Origin of the sequence: Dietzia sp. PP-33, assembly GCF_033790845.1 — a bacterium.
GTDB lineage: Bacteria > Actinomycetota > Actinomycetes > Mycobacteriales > Mycobacteriaceae > Dietzia.
The window spans coordinates 64728-88046 of record NZ_JAMYEI010000006.1 but is presented as its reverse complement, the minus strand read 5'-3'; the positions used below and the strand labels follow the sequence as shown (position 1 = coordinate 88046).

Sequence of the window (23319 nt, the reverse complement as noted above, 5' to 3'; positions counted from 1 at the left end):
TCAGGCCGTGCAGGCGGCGCAGCCGGTGTCCTCACGGGCGTACTCGACGAACCCGCGCGACAGATAGTTGGGGATCGCGGCGGGGGAGTCGTCGTCGCAGGTGTGGAGCCAGACCCGGCGGCATCCCGGGACCTGCCAGGCGATCCGGGCGGTCTCGGAGAGGAACCATCCGCCGATGCCCAGGCCGGCGAAGCGGGGGAGCAGGCCGAAGTAGACGATCTCGACATCGACCCCGTCTGTCGGGTTGCCGGGGCCTACGTCCGGGTCATCCCCGCACGGGCTCATGCGGAGTTCGGCGAACCCCGCGACCTCGCCACCCCGGGTCGCCCGGAAGGTGGTGACGCAGGGATCCGCGCAGTAGGAGGCCCAGCGTCCGTCCGACCAGTCGAGTCGGTCGGTCCACTTCCAGTCGGCGCCGATCTCGCGGTACATCTGCGAGTTGAAGGCGGGCTCGGCTGGGAAGATCCGGGAGATCGTCAGGTCCGCGCGGCGGGCCGGGCGCAGCCACGACGCCTCGGTCTGCTCAAGAAAGGTCACGCTGGTCATCGCGCCATTCAAGCACCGTAACCCTGCGGCGACCCAACCGGAGTCGGGCCGTAGCAGGGTTGCGGGTGGATGAGCTAGCAATAGCTAGCAATGAGGAGCGGCCGAAGTTCAGTTGACGTGGAACTCCGGTATGCCGGGGAGCTGGAGTCCATTGAGCAAGTTGGCTGATCCTGCGACGAGATCGTTGTGGCCTTTGAACGCGGCGTTCTCAACACCATCCATCACAAATGGGTTTGACACAGAAGCAGCGGCTCCGGCTCCGCCGACTACTGCGGCGGTTCCGGCTCCCACTGCGATTCCTCCGACCAAGGGCGGCGTCAAGCCGATTGCTGCAGCGGCGGCCGCCGCCGGACCTAGGAGGACTGCGCCGATCAGAGCGAGACCTTCGATGATGCCCATTGTTTTGTCTCCATTCTTCAGGTGTGGCTTGTAGTCAACCGACTTGGAGTTGTCCAGGTCGAACTGGTTCTTGGGGCTTGAGCGGAATCAGTGGGAGCTCAACTCGAGTTGGGGGCGCTGACGAGGGCGCCACAGTGGGGGCCGGGATTGGTGCAGGCGCAGGTAGTACCGGCGGAATCGTTCGAGCTGGGGGTTGCGGAGTAGGAAGCTGGACCGCTGGTACAGGCGCCGACGGGGGAACGGGCACACTGGGTGAATCGGGCGGCTCAACGCCGGGTGGCCTCACATCTGGGGGAGTAGCGGGCATCGCTGCAAGCGACGTCGTGACCGACGTGACCGCTGCCGTCCCCCGTGGTTCCGCTGGGGGTCGCTGCGAGTTGAGGCCACCCTGTGCGAACTCGCCGCTACCGACCGTCGAGCTGTCGGCTTTCGCGGGAGCGTGAGTCAGGACTCCAACTATCACTCCGCATGAGATGCCAGTGAGGGAAAGCGCACCGCCCGCGAGCCAGAACGCCCCGGTTCGCTGCCAGCGGGCCTTCATCTCACCACCAGCCGTAGGCAATGGCATTGTTCTTGAGGATGTCCAGCTGGTACGCGGGGAGGCCAGCCTCGACACCCAATGCGTGCTGAGTGCGGTAGAGATCGGTCGACGCCGCTTGCGCTCCCGGAATCATGTTGATGACCCCGGCTAGTGCTGCGTTGGCCATTACCCAGAGTGGGCTTGAGATGCTTCCGAAGTAGAGGTCCATGGTGACTCCGTGTGTGGGGATGGTCGGGTTCCAGTTGGTCGCAATCAATGCGCACCAGAGGTTAAGCAAACGATGAGCGGCTCTCAATTGCTTCCCTGGCTAATCAGCCAGCCGAGAACAGAGGGCTCTGACCTGCTGATACATCGTCAACATGGCGGGCTGCGAGTTGTCGCTGGTAGCGCGGCCGGAGGGGACACGCAACGCGGAATGTGAAGCTCGGACAGTATTTGCTTATGTGGTGGCTTCTGTGACCCGGAACACCCGAAATTCGCTCAGTCCCGCTTCAGCAGGACCTCCGTAGAGTTGTGCCATGACACGCGTCCTCATGATCATGTCCGCCGCCGACCACTGGACCCTCAAGGACGGCTCCTCGCACCCCACCGGATTCTGGGCCGAGGAGTTCGTCACCCCCTACGAGGTCTTCACCGGGGCCGGTTGGAACGTCACGGTGGCCACACCCGGGGGCCGCGCCCCCACGGTGGACCAGGCCAGCCTCGGCGAGGGCGCCGGTGATCCGGACACGCTCGACAAGGTGAAGGCCTCGCTCGACCGGCTCGCTCCCGTCCTCGACTCTCCCGTCGACCTTGCCGGCGTCGACCACACCGAATTCGACGTGGTGTTCTACCCGGGCGGTCACGGCCCGATGGAAGATCTCGCCACGGACAAGACCTCGGGCGCGATCCTCACCGAACGCGTCAGCGCGGAGAAGCCCGTCGCCCTGCTGTGCCACGCCCCCGCGGCCGTCCTCGCCGCGTCTGATGACGCGGGGTCGTCGCCCTTCGCGGGATACAAGATGACCGGGTTCTCCAACGTCGAGGAGGAGCAGGCCGGGCTGGCCGCCAACGCGCCCTGGCTGCTCGAGGACAAGCTCGTCGAGTTGGGTGCCGAGTACTCCTCGGCCGCCGAGCCGTGGGGAACGCACGTCGTGGTGGACCGCAACGTCTACACGGGTCAGAACCCGCAGTCGTCCACGAAACTGGCCGAGCGGCTCGTCGCGGACCTCGCCGGCTGAGCCTGGGGCGAGATCGCCTCACGTGACCGGAGAACAGCCGTACCGGGGGTTCGGGATGAACCACGTCGTCGATCGCCACGCCGTCATCGGCGGCCACCGCATAGCCCACGGCGTCCACGGAGCCGGAGAGCCTGTCGTGTTGGTGCACGGCACCCCGTCGTCGTCGTACATCTGGCGGAACGTCGTGCCCCGGCTCGTCGACGCCGGCTACCGGACGCACGTGTTCGATCTGCTGGGGTACGGGCTCTCGGAACGGCCGTGGGACCCGGCCGTGGACACGTCGATCACCGGCAACGTCGCGATCCTGGACGGGCTGCTCGACCTGTGGGGACTGGACTCGTTCCACATGGTGGCCCACGACATCGGCGGCGGGATCGCCCAGCGGTTCGGGGTCCGCTCGATCGAGCGCCTGCGCACGCTCACGCTGATCGACGTGGTGAGCTTTGGCACCTACCCCTCCGAGCGGACCCGGCAGCAGATGGCCGACGGCCTGGAGGTGCTGGCCAGGAAGCCCGACGACGAGCACCGGGAGCACTTCCGGGAGTGGCTGCTGTCGACCCACAGTGATCCGGAGGGCTTCGACCCCGAGGCGCTGCGGGTGTACGTGGACCTCATCAGCGGACCGATCGGCCAGCCGAGCCTGTTCCAGCACCAGGTGGCGCACTACGACCCCGTGCACACCCTGGAGATCAGCGACGAGCTGCCCACGCTGGGAGAGGTCCCGGTGCAGCTGATCTGGGGCGCGGACGACACCTGGCAGGTCATCGACCACGCCCACCGGTTGCAGCGGGCGATTCCGGGCAGCGCGCTCCACGTGATCGACGACTGCGGCCACTTCGCGCCGGAGGAACGCCCGGCCGAGGTGGCTGCGGCACTCCGGGGATTCCTCGAGGGCCACCGGAGTCGACCGGGCTGACCGAACCGCGAGCTCGGGGGTCCCGGCCATACCCGGGACCTCCTCTATCGCCGAGGGCTCTATCGCCGAGTGTCCGTGTTAAGACTGTGCCCGTGAACCAACCGACAGATCCGAGGGTCAGAGGCTGGGCCGCGCTGGCAGTGGTCGCCTACGGCGCCGTGGTGGTGGCGCTGACCATGCTCAAGGCCTTCTTCGTGATCGGCCTGCTGTGGCGACCGGAATCCCAGCGCGGCCGCTCGGTGGAGTGGATACCGTTCGCACAGTTCCGGGACGCCCAGACCTGGTTCGGCCCGGTGTTCGACTCACTCGGCAACCTGGGCTTCTTCGTGCCACTCGGGGTGCTTCTGTACATCCTGCTGGAGAGCCGGGCCCGGGCGGTCCTCGTCGTCGTCGTCGCAGGAGCGACGATCAGCGCGGCGGTGGAGATCCTCCAGTACGTCCTCGCCCTGGGACACTCCGACGTCACGGACCTGCTGTTCAACACCGTCGGGGCCATGGCGGGCGCCCTCATCGCACGCGGCTGCGGCCGTCGCCTCTACCCGGTGTGGATCGGACTCGCGCTCACCACCGCGGTGGTGTTCGCCGTCCTGGTCGTCCTCGGGCCGCGACTGGGCGACCCCGGCGCAGTGGTGGAGTTGGGGGCGGGCAGGCCACCGCCGCACTAGCCCGCGGCGGGGTCGTCACGCCCCCGGTGCCTCCTGCGCGTCAGCGGCCCGCCCGTACCGGCCGGCCAACCACGCGCACACGATCAGCTGGATCTGGTGGAACAGCATCAGCGGCAGGACCAGGAGCCCCACGGGTTGTCCGACGAACAGCACCGCGGCCATGGGCAGGCCCGTGGCCAGCGACTTCTTGGAGCCGCAGAACTGCACGACCCGCTTGTCGCGCTCCTCGAAACCGAGCGTGCGGGAGACCAGCTCGGTCAGTCCCAGAACCACGGCCAGCAGGACGCAGCACGCGGCAATCAACCACGCCAGTTGGGCGGGCCCGACCTTCGACCAGATGCCGTCGGCGACGCCCTCGGAGAACGCGGCGTAGACGATCAGGACGATCACGGACTTGTCGAACAGGGCCAGTCGTCTGATCCTCCTGGTGACCGGCAGGACCCACCGGCGCAGCAGCTGGCCCAGCACGAACGGCAGGAGCAGCTGTAGGGCGATCGTGCCCACCGAGCCCCACGTGATGACCACCGACCCGTCCGTGGTCATCAGCGCGAAGACCAGTAGGGGAGTGATGACCACCCCGAGCAGGTTCGACACGGATGCCGAGACCACCGCCGCGCTCACGTGCCCGCGGGCGATCGCCACGAAGGTGATGGAGGACTGCACTGTCGACGGCACGAGGGTCAGGTAGAGGAAGCCGGTGGCCAGCGGTGCCCCGAGGAGCGGCGTCAGTGCCCACCTGCCCACCAGGCCGAGCGCCGGGAAGAGCAGGAACGTCGCGGCCAGGACGACCGAGTGCAGCCGCCAGTGCGCGAGGCCGACCAGCAACTCGCGGGGCTCGAGCCGCGCACCGTAGAGGAAGAACAGCGCCGCGATGCCGATCGTCGTCACCCAGTCGAGCGCATCGGCCGCCCCGCCCGTGGCCGGCACGAACGCGGCGACGACCACCGCGGCCAGGATCGCCAGGATGAACGGCTCGATCCGGAGGCGACGCAGGAAATTCATCGGTCCATTGCATCACCCCGGCCCGCCCGAGGTCCGGACGAGGCCCGCGGGGGAGGCGGATAGGCTCGGGGTATGACTGAGCACGTGGGGCAGGGTTGGCGGCCGAAGTCGTTGCGTGACGGTGAGGAACCGGACCCACGGTTCACGCTCGCCAACGAGCGGACCTTCCTGGCGTGGATCCGCACGAGTCTGGGGCTGATGGCCGGCGCGGTGGCCATGGAGGCCTTCGCCGGGGACGAGATCCCGGAGATCGTCAGGACCCCGCTGGCGTGCCTGCTCCTGGTTCTGGCGGCGCTACTGGCGATCGTGTCGTTCCGGAGGTGGATCCGGATCGAGGCCTCGATGCGCCACAACCGGCCGCTGCCCGTCCCGCAGGCGTCGATCCTGCTGGTGCTGGGCATCGCGACGGGCGCGGTCCTGCTCGTCGTGGCGATCCTCGGTGGCACCTTCGCATGAGCACCACCCCGCGGCGGCGGATCGGGGTGCGTCCGGAGGCGGTCCCCCCGGATTCCGGTCTGCAGGCCGAGCGCACGAGTCTGTCGTGGGCCCGGACCTGGGCCGTGGTGGCCGTCAACATCATCCTGGTGACCAAGCTCATCGCCGAGACCTCGTGGATGTGGGCGGCGGGCTTCTCGCTACTGCTGGTCGTCCCGCTCCTGGCGCTGCTCAGGGTGCAGCTCCACCACGAACAACGGGTGGGTCGCTTCGTCCGGGCGGGAGAGGTCCAGCAGACCCAGATGCGATACAACATCGGGCTGGTGGTGATGGTGATGGTGATGGCGACGTCGGGTCTGGTCGCCGTCCTGGTCCGGGTCCTGTCCTGAGGACCGGCGCCGGTGACGCCTCCCACGGGCCTCGGCCCATCGGGCGAGGGCAGATACGCCCCCGTCGATGAACACCCCCGTGCGCCCCGGCGCGATCGGGAGGTAATCGACGGGGGCGCCTGTGGCTGAGACTCGCAGGCGCGGGAGCGGATGTCCGCAGGACTGAGCGGGCAGCCTCAGGTGTTCTTGATGCGACCGCTGAGGGCGTCGCGGAGTCGGTCGACCATGCCGACGCCGGGGCCGAGGGTCATGTGGAACAGCTCGGAGTGGGGCGAGCCGGGGTGCGGACGGGTGGGCGCGATCTGCTTGGCGGCCTCAACCTTCCGTCCCATGTCGACCAGGGTCTCGGCGGACAGGTGCTCACGCATCTTCGGGAACTGGTCGGATTCCTCGTCGTCGGCGTGATGGTCGAGGAGTTCCTTGAACCGCTTCACCGTGGCGAGGAACTCCGCGCCCTCGGCGTCCAGGCCCTCGAGCTCCTTCATCACCTCTTCGATCTCCTGGTGCTCCTCCTTGTCGTGCTCCACCTCCTCGGTGCCGTCGGGGATGCTGCGCTCGTACTCGGGGTAGACGAACAGCTCCTCGGCCACGGAGTGGCGCATGACCTCGGCGATCACGGAGTCGGCGAGTGACCGGCGTTCCTTCGGGTCGGTGGCCTCCTCGATCATCTCGATGAGCCCGATCATCTCGCGGTGGTCTGCGGTGAGGATGTCGACGACGTCCCCGCCGGCGTCCGCAGTTCGGTTCTGTGCCATGACGATCTCCTTCGCGCTATCCAGACGGATGAACCTTGAGACGGTAAGCAGATCCACGGGACGGGGCCACCGGTCGGCCGGGCCGCGGGAGGACGTAGGTGCTCAGCGCATCGGGACGCGAGGTCAGGTGGATCGTGACGCGAGGGTCAGCGGGTGGTGGTGCCGTCCGTCTCGCACATTCCCTGCAGTGCGCACGATCCGCAGCCGCCGGTCACGCCGCAGTCGGCGGCCGGATCAGCGGGGTCGTCGGCGGAATCACCCGAGGAATGGCCCGCGCAACCACCCTCGGTGGAGCAACCGCACCCACCCTGGTCGTCCTCCTGCGTGGCCTCCCAGACCGCCGCGGCGCGGGATCCGGCGAGTCCGGCGACGCTGAGCAGGGCGAGGGAACCGAGAAGGGCGACGACGACGACGAGGCCACCGACCCAGCCCCCGATCAGCCCCACGCCGAGCGCGCCGAGCAGGAGCATCAGGCCCGAGCCGAGGAACCCGGGTCCGGCGGCCCGGTTGGCGAGCGTCCAGGCCTCGGGGGAGCGGCGGGTCTCCGGGGTGCGGACGCCCAGGACGCCGTTGCCCGGCAGTCGGCCGAGCACGCCCAGCAGGCCGGTGCCCCCGACCACGAGGGCGAACCCCACGAGGAGCACCACGACTACCGGAAGCACTGCGTTCACGCCCCCGAGGATACGCCCGCGGGCTCGCGACTCCGATTCGACCCGTCCCCGGGAGAGCCCCCGGCCGACCCCTCCACCAGGGCGAGTAGGCGGGCCAGTTCGCGCTTGTCCTGCTCGCTCAGCCGGTCCAGGAACACCCGGCGCACGGTGGCGACATGGTCGGGCGCGGCCTTCTCGATCTCCCGCATCCCCTCGGCGGTGACCGAGACGAACGCCCCGCGGCCGTCGGTGGGGCAGCTGGTCCGCTCCACCAGGCCACGCTTGACCATGCGGGTGACCTGGTGCGACAGGCGGCTGCGTTCCCACTGCAGGACGTCGGCCAGCGCGGTCATCCGCAGGGGGCGATCGGCCTCACTGAGGTAGACGAGGACCTCGAACTCGGGCTCCGTGAGGCTCGTCGAGGCCTTGAGGTCGCGCTGGATCGCCAGGTGAAGGCGCCCCTGGATGGCGAGGTAATCGCGCCACAGGGCCTTCTCCTCGTCGGTCAGCCATCTCACGTGTTCAGTCCGGACAGGTTCGCTCATAGAGCCACTCTACGCTCATAGTTGACACGACACCTAGTGCAGGGATAGAAATGTGTGACGCATCATCCGGATGTGCGACCCGAAAGGACCTACTGACATGAGCACCACGACGACCGCCCCCTCATCCCGTACCGCGGAGACCGAGACCCGGCTGTTTCCCGTTCCCGGGATCGTCCGCGACCTCGGCCTGCTCCTCGCGCGGGTCCTCCTGGGTGTCATTCTGATCGCCCACGGCTGGGAGAAGCTCGTGACCAACGGGGCCGGCGGCACGGGCGAGTTCTTCGACTCCGTCGGCGTCCCGGCCGCCCAGGCCGCCGCGGTGTTCGCGGGTGTGGTCGAACTGGCCGGCGGGATCCTGCTGGTCCTGGGTCTGCTCACGCCGATTGTGGCCGTCCTCGTCGCGGTCGTCATGTTCGGCGCCTACCTCTTCGTCCATCAGGGCGCCGGGATCTTCGCCACGAACGGGGGCTGGGAGCTCGTCGCCGTGATCGCGTTGTCCGTCGTGGTCTTCGGCCTGGTCGGCGCCGGTCGCTTCAGCCTGGACGCCCTGATCGCCGGGCGCCGCACGAGCCGGACCCGGACGACCACGGCCTGATCACCCACGGCCCGATCACCCACGGCCTGGTCACCCACGGTGCCCACACGCTGACGTGGCCCCACCCGCTCCAGGGTTTAGGCTTGACTGACGCCTGCGTGTGGGCACCGGCGAGGATCAGGGAGAGCAGACAACCGTGAGCAGCAGCGACGAGACCGACACCCGGACGCAGTCGGAGACCGCCGTGCAGTCCGAGCAGACGGGGCCCGCCCACCGCTACGGAGCCGAACTCGCCGGTCGGATCGAGTCCCGCTGGCAGCGGGAGTGGTCCGAGCGCGGGACGTTCGAGGCCCCCAATCCCGTCGGGCCGCTCGCCGCCGCGGACGGCCGGGCCCTGCCCACCGACAAGCTCTTCGTCCAGGACATGTTCCCCTATCCCTCGGGCGCCGGCCTGCACGTCGGACACCCGCTGGGGTACATCGCCACCGACGTCTTCGCCCGCTACAACCGCATGCTCGGCGCCAACGTGCTGCACACCCTCGGCTACGACGCGTTCGGCCTGCCCGCCGAGCAGTACGCCGTACAGACCGGTCAGCACCCGCGGGTGACCACCGAGGCCAACATCGCCAACATGGAGCGCCAGCTCGGGCGCCTGGGACTGGGTCACGACCGCCGCCGCGTGGTCGCCACCACCGACACCGACTTCTACCGCTGGACGCAGTGGATCTTCCTGCAGATCCACGGCGCCTGGTACGACCCGGACGCCCCCGCCCTCACCACCGACGGCGGGGAGCACCCCGAGCGCACCGGCCGCGCCCGTCCCATCACCGAGCTGCGCCAACAGTTCTCGGGCGGCACCCGCGCCCTGCCCGGAGAGTTCGCCGGCCGCGACTGGGACGAGCTGACCGCGGCCGAGCAGGAGAAGATCCTCGACTCGCACCGACTGGTGTACCTGTCCGACTCGCAGGTCAACTGGTGCCCGGGCCTGGGCACCGTGCTGGCCAACGAGGAGGTCACCGCCGAGGGGCGCTCCGAGCGCGGCAACTTCCCCGTCTTCCGCAAGAACCTTTCCCAGTGGATGATGCGCATCACCGAGTACGCCGACCGGCTGGTCGACGACCTGGACCGGCTGGACTGGACCGACAAGGTCAAGTCCATGCAGCGCAACTGGATCGGCCGCTCGCAGGGCGCCCGCGTGCGCTTCGCCGTGGCCTCGACGGCGATCGAGGTGTTCACCACCCGCCCCGACACCCTGTTCGGCGCCACCTACATGGTCCTGTCGCCCGAGCACCCGCTGGTCGACGAGCTGGCCGGGCCGTTCTGGCCGGAGGCCGACGCCGACGCCGGGGTGGGCACGGATGGGCTCGACGAGCGCTGGACCGGCGGGTTCTCCTCGCCCGCGGAGGCGGTGCTGGAATACCGCCGCCGTGCCGCCACCAAGTCCGACCTGGAGCGTCAAGAGAACAAGGAGAAGACCGGGGTCTTCACCGGCGCCTACGCCGTCAACCCCGTCAACGGCGCGCAGGTGCCGGTGTTCGTGGCCGACTACGTGCTCATGGGGTACGGCACGGGCGCGATCATGGCCGTGCCCGCCCACGACTCCCGCGACCACGAGTTCGCCACCGCCTTCGGCCTGCCGATCGTCCAGGTCGTGGCTCCGGCCGACGGGCGCGAGCTGGACGTGCAGGCCGAGTCCTACGCGGGAGACGGCGTGGCCGTGAACTCGGTCAACGAGCGCGGGCTGTCGCTCGACGGTATGGGCGTGGACGAGGCCAAGGCCGCGACCATCGCCTGGCTGGAGGGCGAGGGCGCCGGCGAGGGGACCGTCCAGTACAAGCTGCGCGACTGGCTGTTCGCGCGCCAGCGCTACTGGGGCGAGCCGTTCCCGGTGGTCTACGACTCCGACGGCGTCCCCCACGCCCTGCCCGACGAGCTGCTGCCGGTGGAGCTGCCGGAGGTGGAGGACTACAAACCCGTCTCCTTCGACCCCGACGACGCCGACTCGATGCCCTCCCCGCCCCTGGCCAAGGCCACCGAGTGGATGACCGTCGAGCTGGATCTCAATGACGGACTGGGCACCCGCACGTTCACCCGCGACGCCAACGTCATGCCCAACTGGGCCGGCTCGAGCTGGTACCAGCTGCGCTACATCGACCCCACCAACCCCGACGAGCTGTGCGCCCTGGAGAACGAGCGGTACTGGACCGGTCCGCGGCCCGAGATCCACGGCGAGGGCGACCCCGGTGGGGTGGACCTCTACGTCGGTGGAGTCGAGCACGCCGTCCTGCACCTGCTCTACTCGCGGTTCTGGCACAAGGTCCTGTTCGACCTCGGCCATGTGACCAGCGAAGAACCCTACCGCCGCCTGTTCAACCAGGGGTACATCCAGGCGTACGCCTACACCGACGCGCGCGGCGTCTACGTGCCCGCTGCAGAAGTAGAGGAGCGGGACGGGAAGTTCTTCTGGACGGGCGGCGGCGGGGACGGCGCCGAGGTGTTCCAGGAGTACGGGAAGATGGGCAAGTCGCTCAAGAACTCCGTCTCCCCCGACGAGATCTGCGACGCCTACGGCGCCGACACCCTGCGCGTGTACGAGATGTCCATGGGGCCGCTCGACACCTCCCGGCCCTGGGCCACCAAGGACGTCGTGGGCGCGCACCGCTTCCTGCAGCGGCTGTGGCGTGTGGTGATCGACGAGACCACGGGCGAGGCCCGCGTCACCGACGGCGAGGCCGACGACGACGTGCTCAAGGCCCTGCACAAGGCCATCGCGGGCGTCCGCGACGACTTCGCGGGCCTGCGCGACAACACGGCGATCGCCAAACTCATCGAATACGTCAACTACCTGACCAAGGCCTATCCCACCGAGGGGCCGGGCGCGCCGCGCTCGGTGGTCGAGCCGCTGGTGCTCATGGTGGCCCCCGTCGCCCCGCACCTGGCGGAGGAACTGTGGTCGCGGCTCGGGCACACCGGGTCGCTGGCCCACGGCCCGTTCCCCGAGCACGACGCGTCCTACCTGGTCGAGGACTCCGTCGAGTACCCGGTGCAGATCAAGGGCAAGGTGCGCTCGCGCATCACCGTCCCCGCGGACGCCACGCCGGCCGACGTCGAGGCCGCGGCCCTGGCGGATGCGAAGGTGCAGGAGAACCTCGGTGGCGCGGCTCCCAAGAAGGTCATCGTGGTGCCGGGGAAAATGGTCAACATCGTCCCCTGACGTAGGCCGGGCCGCCCCTCCGAGGCTTGCGCGCCAGAACCTCCGAGGCTTGCGCGCTCGGAATGGTCCAGTGCGGGCGCGCAACCAGACGGACCGCGTGCGAAGAGGACGCGTAGGTCGGGGTGAGGGCCGTCAGCCCACCTCGACGAACACCGCCGACGACGACCCGATCAGATACGCGGTGGTGATCATCCACATGGCGTAGCTGGCGAACAGCCACGGCCGCCACCGGATGTGCCGATTCCACCGGCGGTACGTCTTCACGCCCGCCGTCACGGACAGGCCCACCGACAGCAGCAACGGCAGGAGCACCACCTCGACCCGGTCAGCGGTCAGACACGTGCCTCCGGGCTCCGTGCACTCCCCGCCGCCGCCCCCGAGCGCGACGATCACCACCGCCAGTGCGATGACCGCGGAGGCCGAGAGCAGGACGAAGCGGATGGCCTGGCTGGCCTGGCGCTCGTTACGTTCGAGGCGCTCCAGGGGGTCCTCGGTGTCGTTGAACTCGCTGGCTGACATGACTACTCCCCGGCGAATCCGTTGTGACCGCCGGCCGCGGCCACCTCGTCGACCGTGGCGATCCCCAACTGCTCATCCGTCACCGGCGGGAAGAGCGGACCCCCGCCGAAGGCGCCCCGGTGGGACAGCGGCACCTCGTCGTCGTCGTTCCTCACCCCGTGCTCCCGGCCGTACTCGGCGGTGATCACGGTGGACCCGCTCAGCTCACCGAGCGCCGGGTCGTCGGCCAGCGCGGCGATCACGCGGCCGACGAACGTCGGGTCCTCGGCGCGGTCCAGGGGGAAGCCGTTGAAGTCGTCCATCCCCAGGGACAGGATCAACTCGGTGCGGATGAGCCCCAGCCACAGCGACAGGGTGGACACCCCCGTCCCGGCGAGCTCGTGGGCCATGTCCGAGGCCATCTTGTCCAGGGCGGTCTTGCTCATCCCGTACAGGACGGTGTGGAACGGGGCGCGCGAACCGAAGGACGAGATGTTGACCATCAGGCCCGACCCCTGGGGGACCATCACCTTGGCGGCCTCGCAACTGGCCACGTAGTGCGCGCGCAGCCCGATCCCCATGAGTGCGTCCCAGTCCGCGGCAGGGCGCTCCCAGAACTTGCCGTTGAAGCCCATGAAGCCCTTGGGGTTGGTCCACACGTTGTTGACCAGCAGGTCCAGGCGTCCCGCCTCGGAGACGATGCGGGCGACGACGGCGACGATCTGCGCGTCATCGGCGTGATCGCACTCGAGGGGGCGCACCCGGCCGGGGGCGTCGGAGGCGGCGTCGACCGTGGACTGCAACCGCTCGGCCGAGCGGCCGGTGACATAAACCGTCCAGCCCGCCTCGGCGAGCGCGGTGGCCACGCCCCTGCCGACGCCGCGGCTGCCGCCGGTGACCAGCGCGACGCGTGCGGTCACGAGTCCGCCCCCGCAGTGGCGGCATCGGGGACGGTGGCGACCTCGGGGTGCGTCACGGTCGCGTCGTCGAGCGTGCGGGTGACCGACCAGCCCGGGGTGAACAGGCACTCGGCCATCACCCAGTGACCGTCCTGAGTCTCGTAGCGATCCGTGTACTCGCCCGTGGAGACGGTCTCGGTCCCCTTCTCGCGGTCCACCTGGCGGAACTGCAGGGTCCAGGTGCCCGTGGCGCGCCGCGGCAGGCCACCGTCGGCTGGGTCCTCTACGGAGATAGAGGGCATGAAGCCGTGGTGCATGTCGAGGATCCGGGGGCCACCGTCGGAGGCCGTGGCCAACGCGATCTGGCGGAAGATGCCCACCATCGTGTCCGGGTCGGTGCGCCCGAGGGGGCCGAAGTCCAACACGCCACCGGAGGTCACGAAGCACGACCGGAACCCCTCCGGGTCCTTGGCGTCGCAGGCCCGCCAGTACCGGTACTTCAACTGCTCGATCGCGTCGCGGGCTCGGCTTTCCACCTCGTACTCCATACCGGCAACGTTAGCCTAGGAGCCATGACGCGAACACTGGTCGAACTATCCGATCGCTGGGATCTGCAGGACCTGATGACCAGGTACGCGACCTGCATCGATTCGAAGGACTTCGACGGGCTGGACCGGGTGTTCACCCCGGACGCGCGGGTCAGTTTCGAGGCCTCGGGCGGCCCGGTGGACGACTATCCGGCCGTGCGGGCGTGGTTGGCCGAGATGCTGCCGATCTTCGCGGCCACCCAACACCTCATGGGCAACCTCGAGGTGAGCCTGGACGGCGACGCCGCGACCGGGCGCTGCATGTGTTTCAACCCGATGGCGCTCAAATCGGTGGAGGAGAAGGACCAGCAGGTGTTCTTCTACGGGCTCTGGTACCTGCTCGAGTTCGTCCGGACCGGTGAGGGCTGGCGGATCGCCCGGCTGTCCCAGCAGCAGGCGTTCCACCACAACCTGCCCTGACGGACGACGAAGGGGCCCGCCACCCGGCGGGCCCCTCGATCGTCCGGTGTCAGACCGTGCCGCAGGAGTTCGGCGCGGGACGGTCGTGCACGCGGTCCATGAGGTAGCGCGCGTTGGTGGAGACCTCGGACAGCATCGGTAGGGCGTGGTCGATCACCAGGCCCGGGGCGAGAGCCGGGAGCTCGGCGGTGCGCAACTCGACGGTGGTGCCCCGGGCGCACCAGTCGCGGACCAGGTCGACCGCGGTGTTGTGTGGGACCACGTCGTCGTTGCGACCGATCAGGACCAGCGCGGGGACCGTTGGCGCCACCGCGCCGAGGTTGTAGCTCTCGAGGACCCGCAGGATCTCGGGCTCGGACCGGGCGGCGTCGGCCAGCGAGTTGCCGTGCACGGTGAACTCGGTGGTACGACGCAGGCCGTAGGCGAACGCGGTCTCGGCGACGCACTGGGTCGAGGTCACCTCGAGCATGCGCCGGCCCTCGTCGTTGAGCTGGCGGTCGAACGCCTCGCGCAGTTCGGGGTGCACCTGCAGGATCCCGTTGATCGCGTATCCGACGGCACCGGTGAGCACGCCACCGTCCACGCGCTCGAGCGTGCCGAGCATGTCCGACGGCGGGGCGCCCGCGGCGATCCCGACCAGATTGAGATCCGGTGCGTAGTCCGGCTGCATCTCGCCGGCAGCGGCGGCCGCGCCGCCGCCCTGGGAGTACCCGCTCACGACGGTGGGGGAGCCGGGGTCGAGGTCGGTGCCCTGCAGGCGCAGCGCCGCGCGGGCGGCGTCGAGGGCCGAGCGGCCCTGGGAGTCGCGGTTGACGTAGGGGTGGTGACCGGGCGTGCCCAGCCCCTCGTAGTCGGTGACGACGACGGCGAAGCCCTCGGCGAGCATCGAGTACGCGTCGATCAGCGAGTACCCCGCCGCCAGCGAGGGAGGGGCCGTCTGGGCGCTGAGCCCGACCTCCATGGACTTGGAGGGCGCGCACTGGTCGCCCTGACCCTGCGTTCCCGGGGTGACCACGGCGAGCGGCCGCGGACCCGGGCCGGCCCAGGGGGCCTTGGGTTGCAGGTAGGTGCCGGTGACAGCGATCGGGCCGCCCGCCGCGCCGGTGGAGCGGTACATGATCCGCTGCGCGTCCGCGGGCAGGGCACCGCCCGCCGCCAGGTCCGGCACGCTCGGCGTGATGGTCATGGGTTCGGTGCGGATCACTGCTCCGGGGTCCGCGGGCAGTTCCGCCGGTGGGGCGTAGAACGCGGTCCGGTCCGGGGCGTTGGTCGAACCCTGGGTGGACGAGCCGGGATCGAACGAGCCCGGGTCGAGCGGACCCTGCGCGGCGGCCTCCGGGGCCGCGGCGGGCGCGATCGCAGGCGCCAGGGCCACCACCAGACCCACCGCGAGAGCCCCGGCGATCGTGGACAGGCCGGGGGTGGACAGGCGGCGCGCGGCAGCCCGGTCGGATGACGGTGTTCTCACGTGTTCTCCAGTGGTGTCGGTACTGCGGGACCGGCTCTGACGGCGGACCGCTCCGGACAAAACTACAACGTGTGTCTGTTTCGGTGGCGGGCAGGTCACGCACGGAACGTGGCTGGAGGAGGCGGCTCGCCGGCACCGAATGCGGTAGCCGGTGTCGGTGGCCGCTGTTACCGTGATCTCGTGCCTATGGACGTACTCATGTGTTGGCGACGCGACCCCGTGGGGTTCCGCGCCGCCGTCATGACGTAGTACGGCTGTCACGGACCACCGGGAGCAGGTGGACCGACCGATCGGCAGGAGAGCGGTCCACACCGGACCACGGGTCGACAGAACGACGACCCCGGCGGCTCGGACCACACGAGCCCACCCTGATCGAGGAGAGCATTCGAGTGACCGCAAGTCCTCACACCATCCACCTTCCGCTCACGGAATCGGACGTCCTGGTCAGCGCGCGCTCGCTGGGGGAGTACACCGACATGTTCGACCTGGACGCCTCGGACCTGGCGGGCCGGATCGTCGACTGTCCCGGTGGCGCGGCGAGCGCGGTGGCGGAGATCTGCGCCGACGGGGGCGACGCGGTCGCCGTGGACCCGCAGTACGCGCTCGGTGGCGACGAGCTGCGGGAGCGTGTCCTCGCGGACCTGGACAGGTCCATCGCGCACTCGCATGCCCGCGACCTCGACTACGACTGGGACGTCCGTGGCGGGGTGGTCGGCCACGAGTCCGTCCGCCGGACCGCGGCCGAGCTGATGCTCGCCGACCTCGACGCGGTTCCCGGCCGGTATATCGCCGGCGCCCTGCCGGCCCTGCCGTTGGCCTCCGACTCCGCGGACCTCGTGCTGTGCTCCCACCTGCTCTTCACCTACGCGGACCGGATGAGCCAGGAGGATCACGTCGACGCGATCGTGGAGATGGCGAGGGTGGCCCCGGAGGTCCGCATCTACCCATTGGTCGACCATTCGGGTAACCCGCTCCCCGAGCTGGTGCGCAGCGTGATCGCCAAGCTCAAGAAGGAACGCCTGACCAGTCGCATCGAGCCCGTCGTCCGGCCGTTCCAGCTCGCCGCCACCACCCGGTTGGTGGTGGAGCGGACCACCAACCGCCGGCCCTAGCCGGGCGGTGCACCTGGTGCGGGCGGTTCTCAGCCGGGAGTCAGGCGCAGGACCTGCTGTCCGGTGAACGGGGAGGTCTCGACGCTGGTGACCAGGGGCTGCGGCGCGCCCACCTCGAGGGCCTGACCGGGCTGGAACACGGTGCCGGAACCCAGCGAGTACGCGACTAAATCGCACATCTGGCCGTAGACCGCGCCCGGGGGGCCGTCCACGTCGAGCCGCTCCAGGTCCATGCGCCCGAACCGGCCGAGCCCACTGGTGTAGACGCACGAGGTGGTCTCGGTCTGCATGCCCGCTCTCACGCCCACGAGCGCGGGCACCGGGAGCGGGTTGCCGGCGACGAGATCGCGGTAGGGGCCGGCCGGCAGGGTGGCGGCCGCGCCCCCCACGCTCACCGCGACGGCTCCGGGCAGGGCGGTCAGCGCGGCGGCGACGGTGGTCACCGCGAGCTCGCACCGGAGCGTGTCGAGCCTGGGGTCCAGGTAGTCGGGTTCGCCCGGCTCGCCGTCGTCCCCCTCCGGGCCGAATCGGAAGGCGGCCACGACGACCTGGGACCGATGTGAGTCCACCACCGCTTCCCCGCCGTTCCAGATGGCCAGGTTGGCGGTGTACCGGGACGCCTCGCCGTCGGCGACGGGCCCGTCGATCGGGGTGACGATGACCGTGGCGTCCTCGATCGACACGCCTGTCGCGGGGTCCGAGTCCGTGCCCGGGTCGACCTCGTAGGCGCCCTCGAAGATCTCGGCTAGCAGCTCGCCGACCTCGCGGTGTCCCGGGGCGGGCCGGTCGAGCAGGACTATCGCGAGCGGAGTGTGCTTCCAGGACAGGTCCTCGCCCGTCCGCGGGTCCACGGCGGGCGGTTCCGGCTGCGGCGTCTCGCTCATGGTCCCGAGGCTAGCGGGTCAGTTGAGCAGGAAGTCGATCACCAGGCGCTCGAACTTGTCCTTCTGCTCGATCATCGCCCAGTGGCCACAGCGCGAGAAGGCGTGGAGCTCGGCGCGGGGGAGCTGGCGGAACGCGAAGTGCGCCTGCTCGTAGGGCAGCATGCGGTCGTCGCGGCCCCAGATGAGTAGCGTCTCCTGGCGGATCTGGGAGGCGCGGGCGTACAGCGGCGTGTACGCGTTCTCGGGCTTGAGGATCGAGCCGAAGATGGCGTACATCCGCTCGACGGCGCCCGGCGCGGTGGCGGCCTCGGTGCGCGTCCGGATGAGCTCGTCGGAGACGACCTTCTTGTTGCCGACCATCGTGTCGACCCAGGCCGCCATGGACTCGTCGGACGGCTTGGCGAGGAAGTCGAACAGTCGGCGCGAGCCCTCGCTGGGTTCGGGGGTGAACAGTGGCGCGGCCAGACCGCCGGGGCCCATCAGGGCCATCTTGCGGACGCGACCCGGGTAGGCCAGGGCCGTCTCGCAGGCGACGTTGCCGCCCATCGAGTTGCCGATGATGTCGACCTTCTCGAAGCCCTTGGCCTCGCAGAAGGCGTCGATCGCCTCGGCGGCGATCAGCGGGTAGGCCTTCTCCCACTCGAGGTCGGAGCTCTTGCCGAAGCCCGGCATGTCCAGCAGGATGGTGTGGAACTGCTCGGCGAAGACCGGGAAGTTGCCAGCGAAGTTGGACCACGCGGTGACGCCCGGGCCCGAGCCGTGCAGGAAGAGGACGGGGACCGCGTTCTCGGGCTCGGCGAGGCTCTGCTCGCCCGCCTCGTGGAAGTGCAGCTCGAAGCGGCCGGCGGTGATGGTCTTGCTGGTGGACTCGAAGTCGAGGGCGCTCATGGAGGCCACGTTACTAGAACACGTTCTAGAGGCCGGTGCCTCGACCGAAATACGTGCGCATTGGCTGAAAAGAAGTCAGCCGCGCGGGGAGTCCCTGAACATCCCCGCGCGGCGATGAGCAGAACGTTACTAGATATTTCTCAGGTGACAAGCAGGTAACGATTGTGGGTTCCGTCACATCGTTGATGTGGCTCCGACAGGGTGCTGCCGCGAGCGACGTCCCCCGAGATGTTGACGGTGCGTCCAGTTGGGCGGTGTCGGGTCACCCCATCACTCGGCTCGCGAACGCGGTGGCATCCGGGATCGCCGCGTACACGGTCCCGCTGTGGTCCCGATCGGGGTAGACGTGCAGTTCGAGTGGCTGCCGGTTGAGCGTCATCTCCGCGGCGAGCGAGAGTGCCGACGGCGCCGGCACGTCCAGGTCGAGCAGGCCCTGCCCCAGGAATACCGGTCGGTCGTAGCCGGCCGCCGGGGTGCCCATGTACCGGCGGAGGTGACCGTAGACGTCCGGGATGTCCTTGAGCGGCCGGATCAGCGCCTGCGAGACCTGGAACTCTCCCACCGCCTCGCGCATGTCCTGGTAGCAGAGGTGTTCGGCGGCGTCGACCATCTGACGGCCCCGAGGGGTGAGCAGCGCGTCCACGCCGAGCTCGGGATGCTGGTCGCGGAAACCGGCGAGGATGTAGAACGCGTAGAGGTTGAGACCGGTGGGCAGCGCCACCGGTGGGAACCCGGGCCCGCCCCACTGGAACAGCTGCTCGATGTTGGCCGGGGCACCGGTGGCCACCACGCCCCGGTAGTCCAGGCCCGCGGGCCCGCCGAGCTCGGTGGCGCGGGTGGCGGTGACGAGCGCGGCGCCCGCACCCTGCGACTGACCCACCACAGCCCACGCCGGGGAGAGCGGGAGCCCGTCGGCCCGCGCGGCACTGACAGCGTCGACGATCCCGTGGGCGGCGACCTGCCCGTTCAGGTAGCTGAGCAGGCCTGGCGTCCCCAGGCCCACGTAGTCGGCCGCCACCACGGCGTAACCCTGGCGCAGCCAGTGGCCCAGGTAGTCGGCGTCCCGCTCGGAACGCGGCTGGGTCGACGGCGCGCAGTCGTCGCCCAGCCCCGTGGTCCCGTGCGCCCACGCCACCACCGGCCAGCCGCCCGGTGGGGGAGCGCCGTGGGGGAGGAACACCGCCGAGGTGGCGATCGCGGTGCGCCCGTGCTGGTCGATGGTCCCGTACGCCTGACGAACCGCGCGCCCGGCGTCCGGCAGCGAGAGGGCGGGGTCGAGCGGGACGGTCGCGGCGGTGACACCGGGCGCCGGGATCGGCTGGTTCCACTGGCGGGTGTCGAGGCCTGACCACCGCGGCGCCGGCCGGGCCGAGGCGGTGGCCGGCGCGAGGACCGCGGAGGAGACGACAACCGCCAGGACGACGACGAAGGCGACGATCGCCGAGGCCAGCGGGCGGCGGGAGCGGGTGGCTGAGGGACGCATGACCGGAGGATAGGTCCGGGTGCGTCCGCTCCACCACGGATCGGCCTGCTCATCGCTCGTCCCGTCAGAAGTGTCGGCCGTCCCGAGGTCGGCACGTAACCTGTGGCCCGTGGCTCAGAAGACTATCGAGATCCCGGATCTGACCGGCCAGACCTGGCTCATCACCGGCGCGACCAGCGGAGTCGGCCTGGAGACCGCGCGCGCGGCCTCGGACCGCGGCGCCCGGGTCGTCCTCGCCGTGCGGGACACGGTCCGGGGGTGCGAGGTGGCTGCGGCGCTGCCCGGCCCGTCGCGGGTGGTGGAACTGGACCTGTCGTCGCTGGACAGTGTGCGAACCGCGGCGGACGAGCTCCGGAGCGGGGACCCCGAGCCGATCGACGTTCTGGTCAACAACGCCGGGGCCATCACGACGCGTCGCCAGGAGACCGCGGACGGATCCGAGTTACTGCTCGGTGTCAACGTGCTCGGCCCGTTCCTGCTGACCAACCTCCTCCTGGGGAGTGTGCGGCGTCGCGTGGTGATCGTCGGTTCCAACGCCCACAAGGCCGCGACCTTCGACTTCGACGATCCGCACTTCCGGAATGCCCACGGCCGCCGGCGGCGCTGGACTCCCGCGTCGGCCTACGCGCAGTCCAAGCTCGGCGACATGTTGTGGGGCCTCGCACTGGACCAGCGACTGCGGGACGGCCGGGCCGAGGCCGCGGTGGCAGGGGTGGACGTGCAGCTGACGCACCCCGGGTGGGCGGCCACCGGGATCTCGAACGCCAGTGGGAACGCCGTGGTGGACAAGATGATCACCGGCGTCTGCTCGGTGTTCGCCCAACCCGCGTCCCAGGCGGCGCTGACCACGATGTTCGCCGCGACCCGCCCGCTGCCGCCGTGTAGCTACGTCGGGCCCGACGCCTTCCGGAACCTGCGGGGGATGCCCACGCTGATCGGCCGCAGTGCCGAGGCCTCGGATCCGGCGGTCGCGGATCGCCTGTGGGAGTTCGCGGAGGCCGAGACCGCCGGCGCCTGACGGGAGCCCGCCCGGGGGCGGCCCCTCAGCCCTCGTCCGGCTCCATCGGTGCGCCCGGGTGTGCGGGCCGCGCGGCCTCGATGCCGGCCGCCCACCCGGGCGCTGACCCGTGGTCCGGGGGGACGAGCGCCGACGCGTCGATCCCCGACGTCTGTAGGAGCCAGGACACCAGCGAGTTCGAGTTCCACATCTCGCCGACACCCACCGCATCGCGCCCCCAGGTGTGGCACGGGACCGAGGCGACGCGCCGCAGTAGCGCATCCGCCTCGGGAGCTGCGAGAGAAAGCAGGGTCGGTGGTGTGGGTGCCCACGCGCGGTCGGGGATCTCGCCGTCCCGCAGACAGCGGACCTCGTAGCGGAACAGGCGCGATCGCCCCAGCCAGTCCAGGCCGACCGGTCCGGTGGCCACGACCCCGCCCGACCCGGCAGATCGTCCCCAGGCCGGCGCCATCTCGATGACATGACGGCCCTGCCCGGTGAAGACCTCCAACGCGGCGTGGAACAACGGACGCCGGGGGCGACCCTCTCGACGCGCCCGATACAGCTCCCACCAGCGGCTGGTGTGAATCACTACGTGTCCACCTGCACCGACCGGCAGCCACCACAACGCCACCTGCGCCTCGCTCACACCGACTCCCTCACGGCCCGGGCGGTCGTCCAGGACACGGGGATGTGCCCCACCGCGAGCACCACGGCAGCCGCGGCGATCCACGCACTGTCCAGCCATCCCGCAGTCGCGAGGAACACCACCACCGGCAGTACGGCCATCGGCACCGGGATGCACCGCCACCAGTACAAGGAGGCGGCGCGGCGACCGGTCACCAGATACCGGACCCACAGCGCGTAGTAGCCGCCCAGCGCGCCCGACACGAGGACACCCCACCACCAGACGACCGTGCCCGACGCGGCCAGCGCCGGAACCGCCAGACACGACGCCTGTCCGGCGCGCTCCGCCCAGCGCACCGGGCCGGGCGCCACCACATGCGGTATCGGATCCCGTGGCGGGACCAACGGCAACAGCAGACCGGGGAGGAGGACGGCCAGACTCAGGCCCAGGCCCTCCAGGTGGATCTCCACGTGTCGATGCTAGTGGCCGCGCCGGCCCGTCGCTCTCCGGGAGCGGCGTCGCGCGGGCACCCGACGTGCAGGTCGGCGCCTCACGTGAGGTGGTCGTACTCGCCGTCCACCCACTTGGCGTACCGGTCGGCCGACCGCTGGACGGCCGCTCGGGCGCCGTGTGGGACGCAGCCGCCGAAGTTGCTGTAGATCCGGTCGAAGTCGTACCGCGAGACGTGCTCGGCGATTCGCCGGACCACCGCCCCGGACAAGGGCATCCAGTTGGGGAACGACCGCATGAACGTGACCCAGCCCGGATCGGCGACGGAGCCGATGGTGTCGCCGGTGAACAGCACGCCCCGGCCGTCCGGCGCGGTCCAGTGGACCACCGCGCTGCCGGGGAAGTGCCCGCCGGGCTGCGAGGCACGCACTCCGGGCACCAGCTCGATCTCCGCACCCCCGTGGCCCCCGCCCCACACCACGGTGTTGCGCGGGCGCAGGCCCAGGCACTGCTCGTCCGGGGCGGAGACGTAGACCGGAGCGTCGTCGAACGCGGCGGACCACAGCGACTGGACGCCGTACATGTGTGGGTGGGAGGCGATGATGGCCGAGATCCCGCCCCACCCGCGGACGGCTGCCACGGCCTCGTCGTTAATGTGATTGGGGACCTCGACCAGCACATTTCCGTGATCGGTGCGGATGAGCGCGGGCTTCTGGCCGATCCCGGGACAATTCCGGTGGACCAGGTTGATCACGTCCACCTCGCGCTCGGTGAACTCGATGCTCGCGCCCCGCGACGCCGACTCCTCGGGCCGGGTCCACCGCTGGCCCCCGGCGGGGACGTACTGGCGTTCGTCCGCGCAGATCGCGCAGACCTGTGGCAGCGGCTCGGCGTGTTCGACCCCGCAGGTGGCGCACTGGGTGACGGTGTCCGTTGAGGTCATGGCATGTCCCCCTCCAGGGCCACCGGGTGCCATCCGTCTCCCACCCGGACCTCGAGATCACCGTTGACCGGCTCGGCCTCGGGCTGGAGCGTGACGGCGTACTCGAGCGCCTCCTGGGCGTTGTCGAACTCGCCCAGCTCGATGGTGCGGTCGGGCGTGCGGAGACGGAATGTGGACATACCGCCAGTGTCCTCGCCCGGCGCGACGGCCGCATCTGTCGTGACCCCCGACACGCGGTCTACGCCCCGTC

The 23319-nt window shown here is 70.1% G+C and carries 28 protein-coding genes; 10 read left to right on the top strand and 18 right to left on the bottom strand.

Features of this window, described 5'->3' with window-relative positions; translation table 11 throughout:
• From NJE57_RS11745 to NJE57_RS11735, 3 genes are all read right to left on the bottom strand, one after another.
• Positions 1 to 546 carry a GNAT family N-acetyltransferase gene (locus tag NJE57_RS11745; protein ID WP_319028613.1) on the bottom strand — a complete coding sequence of 182 codons (546 nt, stop codon included), beginning with the start codon at positions 544 to 546 and terminating at the stop codon, positions 1 to 3.
• A 108-nt stretch (positions 547 to 654) separates the two neighbouring features.
• Positions 655 to 945 (bottom strand): hypothetical protein, encoded by a 291-nt coding sequence (locus NJE57_RS11740; protein ID WP_319028612.1) that lies wholly within the window; start codon positions 943 to 945, stop codon positions 655 to 657.
• A 542-nt stretch (positions 946 to 1487) separates the two neighbouring features.
• Positions 1488 to 1694 (bottom strand): hypothetical protein, encoded by a 207-nt coding sequence (locus NJE57_RS11735; RefSeq protein WP_319028611.1) that lies wholly within the window; start codon positions 1692 to 1694, stop codon positions 1488 to 1490.
• Positions 1695 to 2004: 310 nt separating this feature from the next.
• On the opposite strand from NJE57_RS11735, the gene NJE57_RS11730 reads away from it, so the two are divergent.
• The 3 genes from NJE57_RS11730 (at position 2005) to NJE57_RS11720 (ending at position 4287) form a co-directional block, all read left to right on the top strand.
• Positions 2005 to 2706: a type 1 glutamine amidotransferase domain-containing protein gene (locus NJE57_RS11730; RefSeq protein ID WP_319028610.1), complete on the top strand. Its 702-nt coding sequence runs from the start codon at positions 2005 to 2007 to the stop codon at positions 2704 to 2706.
• A 22-nt stretch (positions 2707 to 2728) separates the two neighbouring features.
• Entirely contained in the window at positions 2729 to 3622 is an 894-nt protein-coding gene (locus NJE57_RS11725) for an alpha/beta hydrolase (protein WP_319028609.1), read from the top strand.
• Positions 3623 to 3714: 92 nt separating this feature from the next.
• Complete coding sequence (locus NJE57_RS11720; protein ID WP_319028608.1) at positions 3715 to 4287, top strand: VanZ family protein; 573 nt, start codon at positions 3715 to 3717, stop codon at positions 4285 to 4287.
• 15 nt (positions 4288 to 4302) lie between these two features.
• Here NJE57_RS11720 and NJE57_RS11715 read toward each other — a convergent pair whose 3' ends face one another.
• A complete protein-coding gene (locus tag NJE57_RS11715) occupies positions 4303 to 5289 on the bottom strand; it encodes a bile acid:sodium symporter family protein (protein ID WP_319028607.1) in 987 nt (328 codons plus the stop codon).
• A gap of 72 nt (positions 5290 to 5361) precedes the next feature.
• Here NJE57_RS11715 and NJE57_RS11710 point away from each other — a divergent pair, with 72 nt between their 5' ends.
• Both NJE57_RS11710 and NJE57_RS11705 read left to right on the top strand, forming a co-directional pair.
• Positions 5362 to 5745 (top strand): YidH family protein, encoded by a 384-nt coding sequence (locus NJE57_RS11710; RefSeq protein WP_319028606.1) that lies wholly within the window; start codon positions 5362 to 5364, stop codon positions 5743 to 5745.
• Positions 5742 to 6113, top strand: a complete 372-nt coding sequence (locus NJE57_RS11705) for a DUF202 domain-containing protein (protein ID WP_319028604.1) — start codon at positions 5742 to 5744, stop codon at positions 6111 to 6113. Before NJE57_RS11710 ends, NJE57_RS11705 begins: the two co-directional genes overlap by 4 nt.
• A 176-nt stretch (positions 6114 to 6289) precedes the next feature.
• Here the strand turns inward: NJE57_RS11705 and NJE57_RS11700 are convergent, their stop codons facing one another.
• From NJE57_RS11700 to NJE57_RS11690, 3 genes are all read right to left on the bottom strand, one after another.
• Positions 6290 to 6868, bottom strand: a complete 579-nt coding sequence (locus NJE57_RS11700; RefSeq protein ID WP_319028603.1) for a hemerythrin domain-containing protein — start codon at positions 6866 to 6868, stop codon at positions 6290 to 6292.
• A gap of 146 nt (positions 6869 to 7014) precedes the next feature.
• Positions 7015 to 7539: an SdpI family protein gene (locus NJE57_RS11695; RefSeq protein WP_319028602.1), complete on the bottom strand. Its 525-nt coding sequence runs from the start codon at positions 7537 to 7539 to the stop codon at positions 7015 to 7017.
• Positions 7536 to 8063 (bottom strand): MarR family winged helix-turn-helix transcriptional regulator, encoded by a 528-nt coding sequence (locus NJE57_RS11690; RefSeq protein ID WP_319028601.1) that lies wholly within the window; start codon positions 8061 to 8063, stop codon positions 7536 to 7538. The genes NJE57_RS11695 and NJE57_RS11690 overlap by 4 nt, the downstream gene beginning before the upstream one ends.
• Before the next feature lie 97 nt (positions 8064 to 8160).
• Between NJE57_RS11690 and NJE57_RS11685 the strand changes: the two genes are divergently transcribed.
• Entirely contained in the window at positions 8161 to 8658 is a 498-nt protein-coding gene (locus NJE57_RS11685) for a DoxX family protein (RefSeq protein WP_319028600.1), read from the top strand.
• A 184-nt stretch (positions 8659 to 8842) separates the two neighbouring features.
• On the top strand, positions 8843 to 11812 hold the full coding sequence (locus tag NJE57_RS11680) for a leucine--tRNA ligase (protein ID WP_319028806.1): 2970 nt from the start codon (positions 8843 to 8845) through the stop codon (positions 11810 to 11812).
• A gap of 132 nt (positions 11813 to 11944) precedes the next feature.
• Here NJE57_RS11680 and NJE57_RS11675 read toward each other — a convergent pair whose 3' ends face one another.
• The 3 genes from NJE57_RS11675 to NJE57_RS11665 are packed head-to-tail and all read right to left on the bottom strand — an operon-like array spanning position 11945 to position 13757.
• Positions 11945 to 12331, bottom strand: a complete 387-nt coding sequence (locus NJE57_RS11675) for a hypothetical protein (protein WP_319028599.1) — start codon at positions 12329 to 12331, stop codon at positions 11945 to 11947.
• A gap of 2 nt (positions 12332 to 12333) precedes the next feature.
• On the bottom strand, positions 12334 to 13230 hold the full coding sequence (locus tag NJE57_RS11670) for an SDR family NAD(P)-dependent oxidoreductase (protein ID WP_319028598.1): 897 nt from the start codon (positions 13228 to 13230) through the stop codon (positions 12334 to 12336).
• On the bottom strand, positions 13227 to 13757 hold the full coding sequence (locus NJE57_RS11665; protein WP_319028597.1) for a nuclear transport factor 2 family protein: 531 nt from the start codon (positions 13755 to 13757) through the stop codon (positions 13227 to 13229). The genes NJE57_RS11670 and NJE57_RS11665 overlap by 4 nt, the downstream gene beginning before the upstream one ends.
• A 24-nt stretch (positions 13758 to 13781) precedes the next feature.
• Here NJE57_RS11665 and NJE57_RS11660 point away from each other — a divergent pair, with 24 nt between their 5' ends.
• A complete protein-coding gene (locus NJE57_RS11660; protein ID WP_319028596.1) occupies positions 13782 to 14216 on the top strand; it encodes a nuclear transport factor 2 family protein in 435 nt (144 codons plus the stop codon).
• 49 nt (positions 14217 to 14265) lie between these two features.
• Here NJE57_RS11660 and NJE57_RS11655 read toward each other — a convergent pair whose 3' ends face one another.
• Positions 14266 to 15684: a lipase family protein gene (locus NJE57_RS11655; RefSeq protein WP_319028595.1), complete on the bottom strand. Its 1419-nt coding sequence runs from the start codon at positions 15682 to 15684 to the stop codon at positions 14266 to 14268.
• Between the two features lie 389 nt (positions 15685 to 16073).
• Here NJE57_RS11655 and NJE57_RS11650 point away from each other — a divergent pair, with 389 nt between their 5' ends.
• Positions 16074 to 16796, top strand: a complete 723-nt coding sequence (locus NJE57_RS11650; protein WP_319028594.1) for a hypothetical protein — start codon at positions 16074 to 16076, stop codon at positions 16794 to 16796.
• A gap of 29 nt (positions 16797 to 16825) precedes the next feature.
• Here the strand turns inward: NJE57_RS11650 and NJE57_RS11645 are convergent, their stop codons facing one another.
• The 3 genes from NJE57_RS11645 to NJE57_RS11635 form a co-directional block, all read right to left on the bottom strand.
• A complete protein-coding gene (locus NJE57_RS11645; protein ID WP_319028593.1) occupies positions 16826 to 17680 on the bottom strand; it encodes a hypothetical protein in 855 nt (284 codons plus the stop codon).
• 18 nt (positions 17681 to 17698) lie between these two features.
• On the bottom strand, positions 17699 to 18568 hold the full coding sequence (locus NJE57_RS11640; RefSeq protein ID WP_319028592.1) for an alpha/beta fold hydrolase: 870 nt from the start codon (positions 18566 to 18568) through the stop codon (positions 17699 to 17701).
• A gap of 262 nt (positions 18569 to 18830) precedes the next feature.
• On the bottom strand, positions 18831 to 20051 hold the full coding sequence (locus tag NJE57_RS11635) for a lipase family protein (protein ID WP_319028591.1): 1221 nt from the start codon (positions 20049 to 20051) through the stop codon (positions 18831 to 18833).
• Positions 20052 to 20160: 109 nt separating this feature from the next.
• On the opposite strand from NJE57_RS11635, the gene NJE57_RS11630 reads away from it, so the two are divergent.
• Positions 20161 to 21069 (top strand): SDR family NAD(P)-dependent oxidoreductase, encoded by a 909-nt coding sequence (locus tag NJE57_RS11630; RefSeq protein ID WP_319028590.1) that lies wholly within the window; start codon positions 20161 to 20163, stop codon positions 21067 to 21069.
• A 25-nt stretch (positions 21070 to 21094) separates the two neighbouring features.
• Here NJE57_RS11630 and NJE57_RS11625 read toward each other — a convergent pair whose 3' ends face one another.
• The 4 genes from NJE57_RS11625 to NJE57_RS11610 all read right to left on the bottom strand — a co-directional run bounded on the left by NJE57_RS11625 (position 21095) and on the right by NJE57_RS11610 (position 23248).
• The gene (locus tag NJE57_RS11625) at positions 21095 to 21697 is read right to left on the bottom strand and encodes a hypothetical protein (protein ID WP_319028589.1); all 603 of its coding nucleotides are present in this window, start codon (positions 21695 to 21697) and stop codon (positions 21095 to 21097) included.
• On the bottom strand, positions 21694 to 22146 hold the full coding sequence (locus NJE57_RS11620; protein ID WP_319028588.1) for a hypothetical protein: 453 nt from the start codon (positions 22144 to 22146) through the stop codon (positions 21694 to 21696). Before NJE57_RS11620 ends, NJE57_RS11625 begins: the two co-directional genes overlap by 4 nt.
• A gap of 80 nt (positions 22147 to 22226) precedes the next feature.
• Entirely contained in the window at positions 22227 to 23069 is an 843-nt protein-coding gene (locus tag NJE57_RS11615) for a hydrolase (RefSeq protein ID WP_319028587.1), read from the bottom strand.
• Entirely contained in the window at positions 23066 to 23248 is a 183-nt protein-coding gene (locus tag NJE57_RS11610) for a hypothetical protein (protein ID WP_319028586.1), read from the bottom strand. Before NJE57_RS11610 ends, NJE57_RS11615 begins: the two co-directional genes overlap by 4 nt.
• Between the last annotated feature and the right edge of the window lie 71 nt (positions 23249 to 23319).

Bases quoted from the DNA above. Each gene is read 5' to 3' on its own strand.
- NJE57_RS11745 (WP_319028613.1), bottom strand. From the start codon at position 546: ATGACCAGCGTGACCTTTCTTGAGCAGACCGAGGCGTCGTGGCTGCGC.
- NJE57_RS11740 (WP_319028612.1), bottom strand. From the start codon at position 945: ATGGGCATCATCGAAGGTCTCGCTCTGATCGGCGCAGTCCTCCTAGGT.
- NJE57_RS11735 (WP_319028611.1), bottom strand. From the start codon at position 1,694: ATGGACCTCTACTTCGGAAGCATCTCAAGCCCACTCTGGGTAATGGCC.
- NJE57_RS11730 (WP_319028610.1), top strand. From the start codon at position 2,005: ATGACACGCGTCCTCATGATCATGTCCGCCGCCGACCACTGGACCCTC.
- NJE57_RS11715 (WP_319028607.1), bottom strand. From the start codon at position 5,289: ATGAATTTCCTGCGTCGCCTCCGGATCGAGCCGTTCATCCTGGCGATC.
- NJE57_RS11710 (WP_319028606.1), top strand. From the start codon at position 5,362: ATGACTGAGCACGTGGGGCAGGGTTGGCGGCCGAAGTCGTTGCGTGAC.
- NJE57_RS11705 (WP_319028604.1), top strand. From the start codon at position 5,742: ATGAGCACCACCCCGCGGCGGCGGATCGGGGTGCGTCCGGAGGCGGTC.
- NJE57_RS11700 (WP_319028603.1), bottom strand. From the start codon at position 6,868: ATGGCACAGAACCGAACTGCGGACGCCGGCGGGGACGTCGTCGACATC.
- NJE57_RS11690 (WP_319028601.1), bottom strand. From the start codon at position 8,063: ATGAGCGAACCTGTCCGGACTGAACACGTGAGATGGCTGACCGACGAG.
- NJE57_RS11685 (WP_319028600.1), top strand. From the start codon at position 8,161: ATGAGCACCACGACGACCGCCCCCTCATCCCGTACCGCGGAGACCGAG.
- NJE57_RS11675 (WP_319028599.1), bottom strand. From the start codon at position 12,331: ATGTCAGCCAGCGAGTTCAACGACACCGAGGACCCCCTGGAGCGCCTC.
- NJE57_RS11665 (WP_319028597.1), bottom strand. From the start codon at position 13,757: ATGGAGTACGAGGTGGAAAGCCGAGCCCGCGACGCGATCGAGCAGTTG.
- NJE57_RS11660 (WP_319028596.1), top strand. From the start codon at position 13,782: ATGACGCGAACACTGGTCGAACTATCCGATCGCTGGGATCTGCAGGAC.
- NJE57_RS11645 (WP_319028593.1), bottom strand. From the start codon at position 17,680: ATGAGCGAGACGCCGCAGCCGGAACCGCCCGCCGTGGACCCGCGGACG.
- NJE57_RS11640 (WP_319028592.1), bottom strand. From the start codon at position 18,568: ATGAGCGCCCTCGACTTCGAGTCCACCAGCAAGACCATCACCGCCGGC.
- NJE57_RS11635 (WP_319028591.1), bottom strand. From the start codon at position 20,051: ATGCGTCCCTCAGCCACCCGCTCCCGCCGCCCGCTGGCCTCGGCGATC.
- NJE57_RS11615 (WP_319028587.1), bottom strand. From the start codon at position 23,069: ATGACCTCAACGGACACCGTCACCCAGTGCGCCACCTGCGGGGTCGAA.
- NJE57_RS11610 (WP_319028586.1), bottom strand. From the start codon at position 23,248: ATGTCCACATTCCGTCTCCGCACGCCCGACCGCACCATCGAGCTGGGC.